Origin of the sequence: Parapedobacter soli (genome assembly GCF_025460835.1) — a bacterium.
GTDB classification, from domain to species: Bacteria; Bacteroidota; Bacteroidia; order Sphingobacteriales; family Sphingobacteriaceae; genus Parapedobacter; species Parapedobacter soli.
Window position 1 is genome coordinate 1 of sequence record NZ_JAMXAY010000033.1, and the last position, 15,221, is coordinate 15,221.

Annotated in this window: 11 protein-coding genes; 7 read left to right on the forward strand and 4 right to left on the reverse strand. The window is 48.2% G+C overall.

Translation table 11 applies throughout. The features are described from left to right. Positions 1 to 209: 209 nt before the first annotated feature. The 4 genes from NGM62_RS14115 to rsgA form a co-directional block, all read right to left on the reverse strand. The gene (locus NGM62_RS14115) at positions 210 to 1,199 is read right to left on the reverse strand and encodes a hypothetical protein (protein WP_262248878.1); all 990 of its coding nucleotides are present in this window, start codon (positions 1,197 to 1,199) and stop codon (positions 210 to 212) included. A 53-nt stretch (positions 1,200 to 1,252) separates the two neighbouring features. Next, a complete protein-coding gene (locus tag NGM62_RS14120) occupies positions 1,253 to 2,599 on the reverse strand; it encodes a deoxyguanosinetriphosphate triphosphohydrolase (RefSeq protein WP_262248942.1) in 1,347 nt (448 codons plus the stop codon). Positions 2,600 to 2,670: 71 nt separating this feature from the next. Continuing rightward, positions 2,671 to 4,662: a putative porin gene (locus NGM62_RS14125; protein WP_262248879.1), complete on the reverse strand. Its 1,992-nt coding sequence runs from the start codon at positions 4,660 to 4,662 to the stop codon at positions 2,671 to 2,673. Between the two features lie 126 nt (positions 4,663 to 4,788). Further along, positions 4,789 to 5,715 carry a ribosome small subunit-dependent GTPase A gene (gene rsgA / locus NGM62_RS14130; protein ID WP_262248881.1) on the reverse strand — a complete coding sequence of 309 codons (927 nt, stop codon included), beginning with the start codon at positions 5,713 to 5,715 and terminating at the stop codon, positions 4,789 to 4,791. A 106-nt stretch (positions 5,716 to 5,821) separates the two neighbouring features. On the opposite strand from rsgA, the gene polA reads away from it, so the two are divergent. The 7 genes from polA (at position 5,822) to NGM62_RS14165 (ending at position 15,133) form a co-directional block, all read left to right on the forward strand. Continuing rightward, the gene (polA, locus tag NGM62_RS14135) at positions 5,822 to 8,626 is read left to right on the forward strand and encodes a DNA polymerase I (protein ID WP_262248882.1); all 2,805 of its coding nucleotides are present in this window, start codon (positions 5,822 to 5,824) and stop codon (positions 8,624 to 8,626) included. A gap of 8 nt (positions 8,627 to 8,634) precedes the next feature. Further along, on the forward strand, positions 8,635 to 9,771 hold the full coding sequence (locus NGM62_RS14140; RefSeq protein ID WP_262248883.1) for a toxin-antitoxin system YwqK family antitoxin: 1,137 nt from the start codon (positions 8,635 to 8,637) through the stop codon (positions 9,769 to 9,771). 43 nt (positions 9,772 to 9,814) lie between these two features. Further along, the gene (locus NGM62_RS14145) at positions 9,815 to 10,474 is read left to right on the forward strand and encodes a phosphatidylserine decarboxylase family protein (protein WP_262248885.1); all 660 of its coding nucleotides are present in this window, start codon (positions 9,815 to 9,817) and stop codon (positions 10,472 to 10,474) included. 12 nt (positions 10,475 to 10,486) lie between these two features. Further along, entirely contained in the window at positions 10,487 to 11,524 is a 1,038-nt protein-coding gene (locus NGM62_RS14150; protein WP_262248886.1) for a sensor histidine kinase, read from the forward strand. A 112-nt stretch (positions 11,525 to 11,636) separates the two neighbouring features. Next, positions 11,637 to 12,284 carry a DUF47 domain-containing protein gene (locus tag NGM62_RS14155; RefSeq protein ID WP_262248888.1) on the forward strand — a complete coding sequence of 216 codons (648 nt, stop codon included), beginning with the start codon at positions 11,637 to 11,639 and terminating at the stop codon, positions 12,282 to 12,284. 20 nt (positions 12,285 to 12,304) lie between these two features. Beyond that, complete coding sequence (locus NGM62_RS14160; RefSeq protein ID WP_262248889.1) at positions 12,305 to 13,315, forward strand: inorganic phosphate transporter; 1,011 nt, start codon at positions 12,305 to 12,307, stop codon at positions 13,313 to 13,315. Between the two features lie 423 nt (positions 13,316 to 13,738). Further along, complete coding sequence (locus NGM62_RS14165; RefSeq protein ID WP_262248943.1) at positions 13,739 to 15,133, forward strand: OmpA family protein; 1,395 nt, start codon at positions 13,739 to 13,741, stop codon at positions 15,131 to 15,133. The last annotated feature ends 88 nt before the right edge of the window (positions 15,134 to 15,221 follow it).

A 15,221-nucleotide genomic window follows, 5' to 3' on the forward strand; every position in this document is an offset into this window, starting at 1 on the left:
CCATCCCTGCAACCGCAACCCATACCCCGCAACCGGGGAAAGGAATGATGAAAATGAAAGCCCTCAATGAACAAACGCCCCCTCAGAAGCGGGTTGCAAAGGTACTAACCTTTTCTATTAATACAAATAAAATGAAAAAAATGAAACCTGCCGTCAAAAGAACCTCACTGGCAGAGACAAAACGCCCCATATTATACCTTTCAGCCCTTTCAGCCGTTAGGCAAGCCGATTTCCTCGGCACTGTTAAGCTTGCCGTTACTGTCGAAAAGGAAAGACATCGGATTTTCAGGGTCCTTGATGATTTCAAATAATGTGAACCCCCAGGGTTTCCAGAAGTTCTCAAGGACCTGTCCATACGTTTTCACCTGCCAATGATCGAAGACAGGCCTCATACTCATGTCTGCCAACGGCATCGGCTCGATATAAACCCGATCTTCCGTGCACAAAACGGTATAGGTAGGCAGCCGGTTGAATAAATAAGCCGAATAAAAAAAACGGGCGCATAACTCTTCAAACTGAATCGGGTGGAGCCGCTGCCCCGCTACGGTCGATACAAACGTCTCATGATAAATCTTGTTTGCCCCATTGTCTTGCAAACACACAATCAGGCCAAAATCATTCATCCTGAGTGAGTACACCAACGTATTGATCTCGTCACGGTAATTAAAGGTATCTGTAGGGTTGTCTACACGGGTAATAACAATCGAGAATGGCATTCCTCCATCGAATTCGGTTGGAATAATCAATGATTGCAGCATGAGATGAAGGTTTTTGAACTTATGCACGAGCACTTGGGAGAAATTCATTGCCTCACCACTGAGCTCCTGCTGGCGTACCCCCGCCTGAATCTCATTGAATACGATGCCGTATACCATACGTGCTACCCATTGGAACAATGTAACCTGATCCAAGCCTATCACCGCTTCATACCCCACTTCGAATGCTTTTTCAATACGGGCGTCCAACACCGAGATACACTCGGCCACAGCTGATGAACAGGGGAGGCGTAGCTGCTTGTACGTACGGAAGCTCTCGTCGAGCAGTTTAAACGGTTTATCTTCGATGCCAAACTTACGCATTAGCCAATCGGGAAAAACCTGTATCTGTTCTCCGGCCGACTGCAATGGCTGTCCGCTTAAGAAACAGGTTGTGTTGTCGAAACGGAAGTCCTCGAAAGGGTCGTACGTGGCAATATGCATGTGTATTTATATAATAGTAACGTTATGTTGTTTTTTTCCTAAATAACACCTGTTCAGTCCAGTGAAGGGAACGAAATACCCTTAATTTTCCTATAAAGCTCCACAGCATACAGGTCGGTCATTCCCGAAACGAAGTCCAGTACTGAACGTATCTTCGCGTAAGCGGTCTCTTGCTGAGCATGGAACTGTTTAGGCATCAACGCCAAGAGCTTGCCGTGGTATTTCGTCTTTTTTTCACTCAAGTAAGCAGGGATAAATTCTTCCAAAAGACCGTTCATCACCTTATAACCGGCCACTTCAATTTGTACAACAGACTGCGCGTTATAGATTTTTTCAACAGAAACTCGTTCTATTGCGTGCATCATATCTACTAAACCGGCGGGCAAAGCGTCCATCAACGACTTTTCGAACTGCCCATTCAGTATGGTTTCCTGGTGCTGTAGAAACACCTCGGCGCAGGCTATGATCAATGTATTTATCGCTTTAGCCCGAAGTAAGCTTATCCGGCTGTCTGCGTCGTCAAGTTTTGCCAGGCGGGGTTCCAACTGGCTGTCTCCACAAATAGGTATTAGTAGGCGTGCAACTTGGTCGTACGTCAATATGCCAAGCCGGTGGGCATCTTCAAGGTCAATGATGTTATAGCAGATATCATCCGCGGCTTCTACGAGATATACTAGGGGGTGCCGTTTGAACCCCCGTTGCTGCATGTTATCTTCAAGTAGCCCCAGTTCTTCCGCGATCCGTTCAAAAGCAGGTTGCTCCGATTGGAAAAAACCATATTTCTTCCGGTGGTGAACCTGCTTATCATGGCCATCGATAGCTGCACAGGGGTACTTTACAATAGCGCCAAGCGTACTGTATGTCAGTGCAAACCCATGCTCGTCTTTGCCTGCAAACGCGTGGGTCAGTATACGCAGGGCGTTTGCATTGCCCTCGAAATGGGCCAGGTCTGCCCACTCGGCTTCAGAAACGCGGCCCTCGAAATTGCGGCCGTCGCCATCGGTAAAATAACTGGAGATAGCGGACTCGCCCGAATGCCCAAACGCCGGGTTCCCTAAGTCGTGCGACAGGCAGGCGGCCGAAACAATGTTGCCCACCTCTTGTAAATAAGGAGCCTCGGCGTCGATTGCAGGGAAAGACTTCCGCATCTCGTTGTAGAAAATGCGGCCTAACGACCGGCCCACACTTGCCACTTCGAGGCTATGCGTAAGCCTGTTGTGCACAAAGACACTGCCTGGCAATGGAAATACCTGTGTTTTGTTTTGCAGACGGCGGAAAGGTGAGGAAAAAATCAGCCTGTCGTAGTCGCGTTGAAATTCCGAACGGGCGTCATGCGGGTCTCCGATGTGCCGTGACTCGTAACCCCATCGTTTCGCCGAGAGCAATCGTTGCCAATTCATTGCGTCCATGACGGGCAAAGGTAATACAAAATAACGTAAGAAAAGGAGAGCCACTCGGTAGTAGCATACGCCTAGTCATAGAACTTCCAAGCAATGCCTACACGCAGGTTCGCATTATTCATCGGATACCGCCGCACGGTGTAATAGCCCGATGGCCACACAAGCTGATTCGCGAAATTGTAGCTAAAGAATAAATTAGCCCGCTTGAGTGTAGCTGTGGCCCATAGATCTACGATAGGATACGTCGAAAACTCGATACCTACGTTATCATTATAAAACTGCCCTATGTTGATGGCATAGGATGGCGTCCGGAATGGCGTATTGAAACGAACGTCAAAACCCAGGTTAAAGTCAACAATTTTATAAAGCAGGCCGTTGTAATAGAAGCTGTGCCATGTATATAGCTCAGGTATTGCCAGTACTTCGTTGTAATCTGATTTTTGGTACACCGCAAAATTATCCAGATGGAACCTACCCAATTTGAAGTTCTGCCCTACAGATACCTTTAAGACGTTGATGCTGTTGCCCAACTGTGCCGGCTCAACGCTACGGAGCATTCTGGGGTTATTGGTAGGGTTATCAACTTCCTTATAATATAGGTGGTTTGAAATCAAGAAATATTCAGCCTTACCAGAAAAACCAAGTCGGTTGTTTTCATAGGCAAAAGAAAAGTTGGTCGTTTTGGTTTTTTCAAACTCATGGTCCCACTGGTGGTAAGTATAATTGACCCGCTGGAATAGCTGTTCCGGCGACTTATTCTGTGTATAAGCGCCAAGTACCACCCGCCCCACGGCGTTACCCAATAGGATATCCGCCTTCGCGTCATAAAGGTAATCCCCGAAGTTGGCGCCTTGCACAATCTGGTTCAGGTCGCCCGTTATCGCAACCCGGTCGCTAAATCGGTAGCCAACACCTGCCTTGAGGATACTGTTTTGCAGAAATGTACTCATTCCGCGGTCGCTATACCAGTGCATATCGTGTTGGTACCCCAGGTCGAGCTTTACTTCGTTTTTGATGAAGGCCAATGATTTACCCCGCAGGTAAAAGCTGTAGCCGAAGTCGTTTGTAATGGTCGTAAGCTGGGTCGTGTCCGCCGAGAGGATGCTTTCTCCAAAGGGGAAGGCGCCATTGACGTCATCTTCGTTTTTGTAGAACTGGAAGTTCCGTACACGGAACTGGGCACTATGCGATATCCGGTTGGTCGGAAGGATTTGCTGCTCTGGCAGATTGGCATTGATGGTATCCAGCCGCCCTATGAATAAGCTCTGTCTAAGGAAAGCACTGTTGTCGCGCCAAGTGTGCCGCGGCCGATTGTCGCGGGTGCCGCGCAGGCGTGTCGATTCCGCATCGCTTGGCCCGCGGTCGGGGTCGCGGAACAGCGTGTCGTTAAGGATCGACCCGTTTTCGGTCGATGTCAGCTTGTTGAACACCGCATTGCCAAGTAAGTTATAACGGTGGTTTCCCGATTCATACCAGGCAAACACCGCCGACTTCAAATCGTTGTACCGTTGGTTGATGTAGTAGCCATCTGACCGCGCTGCATGGAATTCTCCCCCGATGTTTAGCCGCGGATTAATGTTTTGCGTCACCTTGGCACGGATGATTTGATCGTCAAAGAAAAAGCCTACATTGTATAGCTCCGAAAACGGTGCACGCGCCCGGTAATACTTGATCGAATCGGGTTGGTAGAGATAGCGCTCCAAGCTATGAAAGCCAGTCTGGAACCCGATAGTCTTGTTCGGTTCGAAGAGCATTTCACGCGTCGCCAACCCATAACTTCCCAAATGAATTGTCGGGCTTTTTGGTTGGTTTTGCGGGCTATAGTATTGGAAGTTCTTATGAAGGGTATCAATCTGGTAGGTAAATGTCCCCTGTTTCATCATGGCTAGCGTGGTATAACGAACGTATCTTGCCGTATAAATTACCGTATCTTCTTTGTTGTCTTCGGCTGCTCTCGCAGAATCCAGCGCGCTGCTGAATTCGTCCTCCACTTGGGCGTGCAGTCCCGGCAGGAACGAAAAGCAACATAGTGAAATCAGCAAGACGTGTAGCCGGATATTCATCTTTGCAAAGCTACCAATTCTTTCAATATTAATGTCACTTTTGGTTTGGCAGCAGTGATTGTTCCCGCTGCACTAACCGAAAGCCGCCCAATATAGCGGTGCATGCCTGGCACGTGCCTCACCCCGCTACGCACGTGTGTCGTTACCATGGTATATACTCAGATAGCTGTCGTATCGGTCGGGTGCAATTTCCCCGCGCTCAAGGGCTGCAAGTACGGCACAGCCGGGTTCATTGATGTGCCGGCAATCATTGAACCGGCAATCATTCATCCGCTCCCGCATCTCCGGAAAAAAATGCCCCAGCTCCTCCGGCTCGATATCGATAATACCCAACTCTCGTATTCCCGGCGTATCGATTAGCCGCCCACCATCTGGCAGCAGGATCATCTCAGCAAAGGTAGTCGTATGCCGCCCCTTATCAGACCAGTCGGATATTGCGGCTGTTCGCATTTCGGCAGCGGGGTATATCGCGTTGATCAGCGTAGACTTGCCCACACCAGAGTGGCCCATCAGCAGCGTGGTCCGTCCCCGAAGTAGTTCACGGATGACCTCAACATTCGTACCCTGCAACGCAGATACCTCATAGCATGGGTAACCCAGCACCGAGTAAATCGCTGTGTACTCTTCCAGCACTTCCAACCCAGCGTCAGAAAACAAGTCTAATTTATTGAAGACCAATACGGCTGGTATATCATAGGCCTCAGCAGTAACCAGGAACCTGTCGATAAACCCCAGCGAAGTGAACGGCGAGGCAAGGGTTACGACGAGGAAAGCCTGGTCCAGATTAGCCGCAATGATCTGCGCCTGCTTCGATAGGTTTATCGACTTGCGGATAATGTAGTTTCGCCGTTCGTGCAATCGGACGATGACAGCACTGTGTGACGCCGTGTCCAATTCCACTTCGATATCTACCCAATCGCCAACCGCGATGGGATTCGTGGTTTTAATGTCTTTCGTCCGAAATTTACCCTTGATACGGCAGCTGTATACCCTGCCGTCATCCGTAAGCACCTCATACCAGCTGCCGGTCGACTTGGTTACAAGGGCCTTCATCCAAATATCCTATTGTTAGTAGAAGTGCTTATTGCCATATTGGCAAAAGTCGGAAAAAAACGGCACAATATCCCTATATTTGTAGCCACACCAATATGCTCGCTGCGTGAAGAAACTATTTCTTTTAGACGGTATGGCCTTGATTTACAGGGCTTATTTTGCACTAAGCAAGAATCCGCGAATTACATCCACCGGTTTCAACACTTCTGCAATATTCGGGTTTGCCAATACCTTGCTGGAGTTATTGCGCACACAGCAGCCCACGCATATTGCCGTTGTATTTGATACGATGGCGCCCACTAACCGCCATATCGAATTCGAATCATACAAAGCCAATCGGCAAGCTATTCCCGAAGACCTCGCGGCAGCGATCCCATATGTCTACAAATTGATAGAAGGATTCAACATCCCGCTCATTACCCTGGATGGTTATGAGGCGGATGACATTATCGGTACGCTAGCCAAGCAGGCAGCGGCAAAGGGATATACGGTCTATTGCATGACGCCCGATAAGGACTTCGGCCAATTGGTGTCAGAAAATATCCTTATTTATAAGCCTGCCCGGCTGGGTAATGGGGCCGAGGTGCTCGGCGTCAAGGAAATCTTGGAAAAATGGGAAGTTTCCGATGTAAAACAAGTCATCGATATCCTGGGCCTTTGGGGCGATTCAGTCGATAATATTCCCGGTATTCCCGGCATTGGCGAGAAAACCGCAAAGAGCCTAATCAAACAGTTCGGTTCTATGGAGAACATACTGGCCAATACAGACCAGCTCAAGGGAAAGCAGCGGGAAAACTTGGAGACATTCGCGGAGCAGGGCCTCATTTCAAAGAAATTGGCTACCATTCAACTCGATGTTCCCATCGAACTGGATGAAGAGCGGCTTGTACTCGGCCAGCCCAACAAAGACGTACTGGAACCATTGTTTGCCGAACTGGAGTTCCGGACGTTAGGTAAGCGCGTTTTCGGAGAGGAATTCAGTGTGCTGGCTGCCCAGCCAGCATCCGGCACGCAAATGGATTTGTTTGGCAGCGCGGCTGCCTCAAATACGGCCGGTGGTGCGGGAACAGGCAGCGAATATCAGGCGCCTACCGCCGGAAAAGACATACACAATACCCCTCACTCCTATATATTAGCCGATACCCCCGAGTCGCAGCAAGAGCTTACCTCGTTATTGGCTAGGCAACGTAGTTTCTGTTTCGATACAGAAGCCACCGGTACGGATGCAAACACCGCCGATCTGGTAGGGCTCTCTTTTGCAATTGAGCCCGGAAAGGCTTGGTACGTTCCGGCACCGCCCGATCGCCAAGGCGCCAAGGAGGTACTGGACCGTTTTAAAGCCGTTTTCGAAAACGCATCGATTGAAAAAGTAGGGCAGAATATCAAATATGATATCCTACTGCTGGCCCGCTATGGGGTGGCGGTAAACGGACCCCTGTTTGATACCATGCTGGCCCACTACCTGATCGACGCCGACAGCCGCCACGGCATGGACATGCTGGCCGAAAACTACCTCGGCTATACCCCCATCCCCATCAGTGACCTGATTGGCCCGAAAGGAAAAAAACAGGGCAATATGCAAGACGTGGACGTTGCTGTTATTACAGAATATGCAGCAGAAGATGCCGATATCACCCTCCAGCTGAAAACGGTCTTGGAACCACTTCTGGAACAGGCCGAGGCAGCCAAGCTGGCAGAAGAGGTCGAATTCCCGTTGATTCAAGTATTGGCAGAAATGGAGCGCACTGGTGTAAAGGTCGATGTGCCCGTACTCAAACAACTGTCTGAATCATTGACCACCGATGCGGCGGTACTTGAAAAAACCATCTACGAAAAGGCAGGCGTGCGGTTCAATATTGCCTCACCGAAACAATTGGGCGAAGTGCTTTTCGAGAAGCTCCAGCTCGATCCCAAAGCCAAGAAAACAAAAACCGGGCAGTATAAAACGGGCGAGGATGTCTTGCTGGCACTAGCATCAAAGAGTGATATCGTTAAAGACATATTGGAGTTCCGCCAACTGCAGAAGCTCAAGTCTACATACGTGGATGCCCTACCCGCTATGATTAACCCATTGACGGGCCGCGTGCACACCTCATACAACCAAGCGGTGGCAGCCACCGGGCGACTAAGCTCTACCAACCCCAATTTGCAGAATATCCCCATACGCACAGCACGTGGGCGCGAAGTACGCAAAGCATTCATCCCGACGGATGATAGCCATGTGATCCTATCGGCCGATTACTCACAGATTGAGTTACGGCTGGTTGCGCACATGAGCGGCGACAAGGGCATGTTGGAAGCATTTGAAAAAGGCTTGGATATCCATCGGGCCACCGCCGCGCGGGTGTACGGTGTCTCGCTGGACGAGGTGACCCCCGACCAGCGGAGAAATGCCAAGGCGGTGAACTTCGGCATTATCTATGGGCAGTCTGCTTTCGGCCTATCGCAAAACCTTGGCATCACCCGTACCGAAGCCGCACAGATCATTGAGCAGTATTTTGCCCAATATCCCGGCATCAAGCGGTACATGAATGATGTCATCAATTTTGCGAAAGAACACGGCTATGTGGAAACGCTATTGAAGCGCCGCAGGTATCTGAGAGATATCAACTCGGCCAACCAAACGGTGCGCGGCTTTGCAGAGCGAAATGCAATCAACGCACCAATCCAGGGCTCTGCAGCCGATATGATTAAGGTGGCGATGATTTCTATCCACGAGGCGATAAAAAAAGCCGGCCTACGTGGCAAGATGACCATGCAGGTGCATGACGAGTTGGTGTTTGACATACCGAAAGACGAGGTAACTATTTTCAGAGAGCTTGCTGAAAAACACATGAAAAATGCCCTCGATATGTCCGTACCCATCGTCGTGGAACTTGGCGAAGGAAAGAATTGGCTCGAAGCACATTGATTAAAGGCATGATCAAGGCACGTTGGTCGGTTTTATGGCTTGCGGTGATGTCGTCGTCGATAGCACTTTGCAGTAATATCGATACCATCGACACACACCCCGTATTTTATGAACGCGGGACTGATGGTACCGTTCGCTTTTTTTACGACGACCACTACTATTTGGTTGATAAGCATTGTGAGTTCAAGGCCATAGAGCGCGTAAGCAGCTATGATTTCCAGCAGCAGATGTTCGTCGGTGGCTTTACTGATTTCGATAGCCAAGGCAAGGTCATTTTGGAGGGGTATTACGAAAACGGCAGAAAACAAGGCGATTTTAGAGCATACCATCCGAACGGACAGCTAAAATGGCAGGTCTCTTACTCCAATGGTGTGGCCCAAGGTATCCTTAGTTTCTTCTACCCAGACGGGAAACCACTGCTTCAAGTATCGCATACCGGTGGAGGAGCACGTATCCTCAATTTTTGGGACCGGCAGGGGCGGCAGCGCGTTACCGACGGAGAAGGGCGTTACGAGTTTTCCGTTTTGGCAGACGGCTACAACGAGTTTGGTTATATCAGGTATAACCGCAAAGGGAAGGTGGTAGATGGATACCCCCATGGCAACTGGTCCATAGAATATATATTTGACGACGGCAAAAAAAGAAATGCCGGCTACGAGTTGTATCATAAAGGGCGATTTATACAGGGCTATGAAGCATACACCGATGAGCCCTTTTCCGATACATCAAGATACGGTATATTACCGATCGACTTTTCCAATGGCGCTGAAGCAATGATTGCCAAAGGCTGTACCATAGATGAGTATACCGGGTTTACCGAATTTCTTGCAGTCCACCTATCAGAATGGTTCAGCCCCGATCAATTGTCAGAAGAAGCAGCCGGGCCGTTTCCAATCGAATTTTTGATTCAGGTGAGGCGTAATGGCGAGCCCAGAAACATAGATATAAAAGCAACGTTCGACAATAAACAATATGCGGATTTGTTGTACGAAGCATTGCGCGGCATAACCTATTGGATTCCTTCATACGCAGCCGGCGAATACATTGATGACACATTTTCCGTGACCATGGAGGCATTTCTGGATCTCCGGTATCGCAAGATGCAGTTTTATAACATCGCTATTCGGCGAGCGGGCGGGATATGATGGATTTTGTGTAAGTTTGTCCGTTAATTTCTAAAAAAGAAAGATGACTATCCATAAAGAAGGATATACGAGCATAGCTATTGTCGCATTGGTGGTTTTCCTAGCCAATGCCGCGGTCCATTACTGGTTGTCACACAACACATTCGTGGTGTGGACAACATACGTTCTCTCATTTCTGCTAGTTGTTGCTGTTTTGCAGTTTTTCCGGAACCCCCGACGACACATTACGGCAGACGGGAATGCCATTCTTTGCCCGGCAGATGGTAGAGTGGTGGTCATAGAAGAAACGGAAGAAAGCGAATATTTCCGCGATAGGCGGGTGCAGGTATCTATCTTCATGTCACCGGTCAATGTGCACGTCAACCGTAACCCGGTGAGCGGAAAAGTCAGCTTTTTCCGTTACCATCCGGGCAAATACCTGGTGGCCTGGCATCCCAAGTCCTCCACGCTCAACGAGCGGACGAGTATCGCCGTAAAAACTATAACCGGCGAAGAAGTCCTCTTCCGCCAAATAGCGGGAGCCATGGCCCGGCGCATAGTCTGGTACGTGGAAGAGGGAACCGAAGTAACGCAGGGTGAAGAGTTCGGGTTTATCAAATTCGGCTCCCGCGTGGACGTTTTCCTTCCGATAGGTACAAAGATAGACGTAAATATCGGTGATAAGGTTTCCGGTGGTTTAACCGTCCTTGGCCGCTTCCGATGATTTGTTAATGCCATGAGGTTTATTCTGCTTGTTTTCATCAACGCCTGTGCTGTAGGACTGTCTATCGCCTGTGTTAATTTTTATTTCCAGCATAGTTGGCAGCATTTCCTCATTACGTTTGCCATCTCGTTTGTCATAAGCTTTCTCACGTTTTACTACCTATTCCAACGTTATATTTATGGTAAGATAAAGCTTATTTATAAGCTTGTCCATAACCTCAAACTGGGCAAAGACCTGAAAGATGCGCTGGGCGAGAAGATGAGCGATGACCCGATCAACGATGTCGAACAACAAGTGCGGGACTGGGCAAAAGAGAAGAAAAAGGAAATAGACCGACTGAAAGAGCAGGAACGGTTCCGGCGTGAATTCCTTTCCAATGTGGCCCATGAGTTTAAAACCCCACTGTTTGCGCTGCAGGGTTATGTCGATGCGCTGCAAGACGGCTTGATGCAAGACGATATCGAGATGGCAGACCAGTTTTTGAAGAAAGCATCGTCAAACCTCGACCGGCTTTCGTTTCTGGTGAAAGACTTGGATGAAATATCAAAATTGGAAAGTGGGCAGATACCAATCAACTACCAGAAGTTCGACCTGGTCATTCTGGTTAAGGAAATAATGGAGTTGATGGAAGATAAAGCATCTGCCCATCACATCAGGTTGGTGTTTAAAGAAAAATACCATTATCCCATGATGGTAAGGGCAGACCGTGAGAAAATCCGGCAGGTATTCGTCAACCTCGTCAGCAACGCAGTAAAATACGGGAAAAAAGGCGGACAAACCGATATAAGGATCTACGAACTTTTTGAAACGGTGTTGGTGGAGGTAACCGATGACGGTATCGGCATCGACGAGAAAAGCCTGCCGCGGATTTTTGAACGATTCTACCGGACGGATAGAAGCCGGTCACGCAAGGTCGGCGGCTCCGGCCTAGGCCTGTCCATCGTAAAGCATATCATTGAAGCCCACCAGCAAACAATCAACGTGCGAAGCACGGAAGGAGTGGGCACCACATTCGCTTTCACATTGGAAAAAGTGAAGCCTTCCATGTAACGCACCCGATGACAGGCTTAATAATGACCTGAAAGCAATAAATTCGAAAAAGAGCTGTTAATTAACATTAAGTTAACATTGGCGTTATATTTTTGTGCAAATATTATTGCTTATGTCGCTCAATAGCATATTCCAATATTTTGTCCCGAAAGACAAAAAGTTTTTTCCCTTATTTGAACAAGCCAGCAGTAACCTTATCGAAATGGCAAAGCTATTGAAGGAGTTGGTAAACCTCACAGATTCACAAAAAAGAAAGGAAATATGCAGGAGGATTGAGGACCTGGAACACAAGGGTGACGATATCTCCCATCAAATCCACTTGGAGCTGGGGAAGAATTTCATCACACCATTTGATCGTGAGGATATCCATACGCTGACAAGCTCCCTGGACGATGTTGCCGACTTTATACACGGGGCGTCAAACCGCATCGACCTGTATAAGGTGGAGCGGATAACGGAACCCATCATCGAAATGGCCGATTTGATTCTGGAAGCAACCGAAGATGTGGCCAAGGCAGTTCACGAACTCCGAAACCTGAAAAATATCCGGAACATCACAGATTCTTGCGTGCGCATCAATAGTATCGAGAACAAAGCAGACTATATTTTTGACAAAGCGGTGGGTGAACTGTTCGAGTTCGAAAAAGACGCGATCGTGTTAATTAAGTACAAAGAGGTTCTATCTGCTATGGAGACCGCTACCGACAAATGTGAGGATGTGGCCAACGTATTGGAGAGTATTTTAGTGAAAAACGCCTAAGCCATAATCCGTCAGATTATATGATCACTACATTACTGGTCGTTGTTATTATCCTAGCTATCGCATTTGATTATATCAATGGCTTTCACGATGCGGCAAACTCTATTGCAACCATCGTGTCTACCAAGGTCCTCTCGCCATTCCAAGCCGTACTGTGGGCGGCGACCTTCAATTTTGCCGCATATTTTTATTTCACCGATCACAAGGTGGCCAATACCATCGCCAAAACGGTCCTTGAAGAATACATCAACCTGGAAGTGATACTTGCTGGTCTGGCAGCAGCAATCGGATGGAACCTGTTCACTTGGTATTATGGAGTGCCGTCCAGCTCGTCACACACGTTGATAGGGGGCTTCGCAGGTGCGGGCATGACCCACGCATTTATTTTGGGCGATAGTGTAATCGGGGCAATCAATTTGAATGCAACCTTAAAAATCATTTCGTTTATTGTATTGGCCCCGGCCATCGGAATGATTATCGCCATCATCATCACGCTCATCATTATTAATATATCCAAGCGGGCCAAGCCCTCCGTGGCCGAGTGGTGGTTCCGGAAGCTGCAATTGGTCTCGTCGGCAGCCCTGAGTTTCGCACACGGCGGCAACGATGCACAAAAAGTAATGGGTATTATTTTCGTGGCTATGGTTGCCGGCGGATACCTGCAGTCGGGCGACAGCATGCCCGAGTGGATACCATTGACCTGTTATTCGGCGATAGCATTGGGTACCATGAGCGGCGGATGGAAAATCGTAAAAACGATGGGCACCAAGATAACGAAAGTGAATGCGCTGGAAGGCGTAGGGGCCGAAACTGCCGGAGCAATCACATTGGGTATAACGGAACACTTCGGTATCCCCGTATCCACCACCCATACCATTACCGGTTCTATCATAGGCGTGGGCGTGGTGAAACGTGTTTCAGCAGTACGCTGGGGCGTTACCATCAGCCTGCTTTGGGCTTGGGTACTCACCATCCCAGTATCCGCGGTATTGGCTGGCATCACCTATACAATTATCCATTATCTTTTTTAATTGGCACACCGGGCCACACGCCGGGGTGAAACATTAAATCTTCTTTTCCTTAGGAATGGAAGGAATTAATCTGTAGATTTACAGTCTTTTGCCAGACTGACTATAAAAATAGACATCAGGTGCTGGTGGACAAGAAAGAAATAGTTGCGCCGTTTTGTAGTCCGTGAGCCGATAAATGCGACACGTCTGCCGAAAATGGAAGTTTAGTGAAGCAACGTGATTTTTTTACAAATGGCTGATTGTTAGCGGAGTATTAGACGGCTGGCAGAAGCAGTAGGCTCTTTTTGAGTGTTTTTTTTTAGAAAATCCAAAAAAGATAAAAAACTGGAATAGTATTTGCAAATATTGCGTGAATCAAACTATTGGTTATTTTTGCGAGAAATTAGACAATTAAAAATTTTTAACCTTAAAAAAAACAAGAGTATGAATTATTCTACAATCAAAACGGCAGTTGCTTGCTCGCTTGTAGCGGCCTTCGGGCTCACAGATACAGTGCAGGCACAAGAGCCGACTGTATTTGGAGGAAGATCCCAATACAGGACATGGTCTATCGGTGTGAATGGTGGTTTTACTACGCCTTCAGTAATCATCGGTGGATCCAATGCGTTCAACCAAAAAGTAGGTTTTGGCGAGTACAAATTGCGCGAATACTACGGCATCACTGTTCGCAAGCAACTATCAAGCTGGTTTGGCTTGGAGGCTGCTGGTAACCGTGGTCGTATTTTTACCTACAACAACAACGGCGCAGCTAACACGTATTTGTATAATGCAGCTAACGGTGCTGCTGGTGCTGCAGGTTATCAGTCAGCAGAAACTTCTGTACAGTACGCTGCTAGCTTGAATGGCGTGTTCCAATTGGCCACCATCGACTTCCTGCGTCGTGAAAACGCTGTAAACTTCTACGCAAGCGTAGGTTATGGTGTAATCGCTTTCAACCCGATCGGTTATACCGATGCTGACGGTTCTTCCGGTGCTTGGGATAACAAAGGTGCTTGGGGTGAAGAATTCCCAGGTGAGCGTACTCCCGATAACTCGCGCGACTTCAAACGCGAAACTTACATTCCTGTAGGTGTTGGCGTGAAGTTCAAATTGTCTGACCGCGTTGCCCTCAACTTGGGTTATACCATGAACTTTGTTGATGACAAAGCATTATTCGGCCCAGTTGTTGACCGCGCGGCTAACGACAAATTCTCTTACACCTATGCTGGTTTAGAATTCTCTTTGGGTTCTTCTTCAAAACCAGATTTGACCTGGCACAACCCTGTGTCTACCTTGTATGACGAGTTGAAAGATCCTTCACTGCGCAACGAGCTTGAAGCATTGAAACAACGCGTATCTACTTTGGAAGGCATTGTTGATGAGTTGAACAATGACGAAGACGGTGACGGTGTTTCTGATCGCTTCGACAAATGCCCAGGTACGCCTGCTGGTACTCAGGTTGACGGTGCTGGTTGCCCCATCAAATTCCCTGAAGCTCAAACTAAGGCTGTTGCCGGTACTTATCCGAACATCCAGTTCGAGTTTGATAGCTCTGTGTTGAAAACCGAATCATATTCAATCCTTGATCGGTTGTCTTCTGAATTGCGCGAAAGCGGTGCAACCGTTACCTTAGACGGCCACGCTTCTGCTGAAGGTTCTGAGGCTTACAACTTGACCCTGTCAAGAGACCGTGCTAACTCAGTAAAACAATACTTGGTTAACTCTGGCGTAGACGCAGCTAAAATCAACGTTCAGGCTTTCGGTGAATCTGCTCCGATCGCTTCTAACGCTACTGAAGAAGGCCGCGTACTTAACCGTCGTGTAGAAATCAAAAACTAAGTTTAGTTTCTAAGAAACTACCGATAAAAAACGGCCAATCCATACGGATTGGCCGTTTTTCTTAGTTGAAGTAAAATTTAAGTAAAGC

What these genes read in the sequence shown, in the direction of transcription:
- NGM62_RS14115 (WP_262248878.1), bottom strand. Translation starts at nt 1,199, where the DNA reads ATGCATATTGCCACGTACGACCCTTTCGAGGACTTCCGTTTCGACAAC.
- NGM62_RS14120 (WP_262248942.1), bottom strand. Translation starts at nt 2,599, where the DNA reads ATGAATTGGCAACGATTGCTCTCGGCGAAACGATGGGGTTACGAGTCA.
- NGM62_RS14125 (WP_262248879.1), bottom strand. Translation starts at nt 4,662, where the DNA reads ATGAATATCCGGCTACACGTCTTGCTGATTTCACTATGTTGCTTTTCG.
- rsgA (WP_262248881.1), bottom strand. Translation starts at nt 5,715, where the DNA reads ATGAAGGCCCTTGTAACCAAGTCGACCGGCAGCTGGTATGAGGTGCTT.
- NGM62_RS14140 (WP_262248883.1), top strand. Translation starts at nt 8,635, where the DNA reads ATGATCAAGGCACGTTGGTCGGTTTTATGGCTTGCGGTGATGTCGTCG.
- NGM62_RS14145 (WP_262248885.1), top strand. Translation starts at nt 9,815, where the DNA reads ATGACTATCCATAAAGAAGGATATACGAGCATAGCTATTGTCGCATTG.
- NGM62_RS14150 (WP_262248886.1), top strand. Translation starts at nt 10,487, where the DNA reads ATGAGGTTTATTCTGCTTGTTTTCATCAACGCCTGTGCTGTAGGACTG.
- NGM62_RS14155 (WP_262248888.1), top strand. Translation starts at nt 11,637, where the DNA reads ATGTCGCTCAATAGCATATTCCAATATTTTGTCCCGAAAGACAAAAAG.
- NGM62_RS14160 (WP_262248889.1), top strand. Translation starts at nt 12,305, where the DNA reads ATGATCACTACATTACTGGTCGTTGTTATTATCCTAGCTATCGCATTT.
- NGM62_RS14165 (WP_262248943.1), top strand. Translation starts at nt 13,739, where the DNA reads ATGAATTATTCTACAATCAAAACGGCAGTTGCTTGCTCGCTTGTAGCG.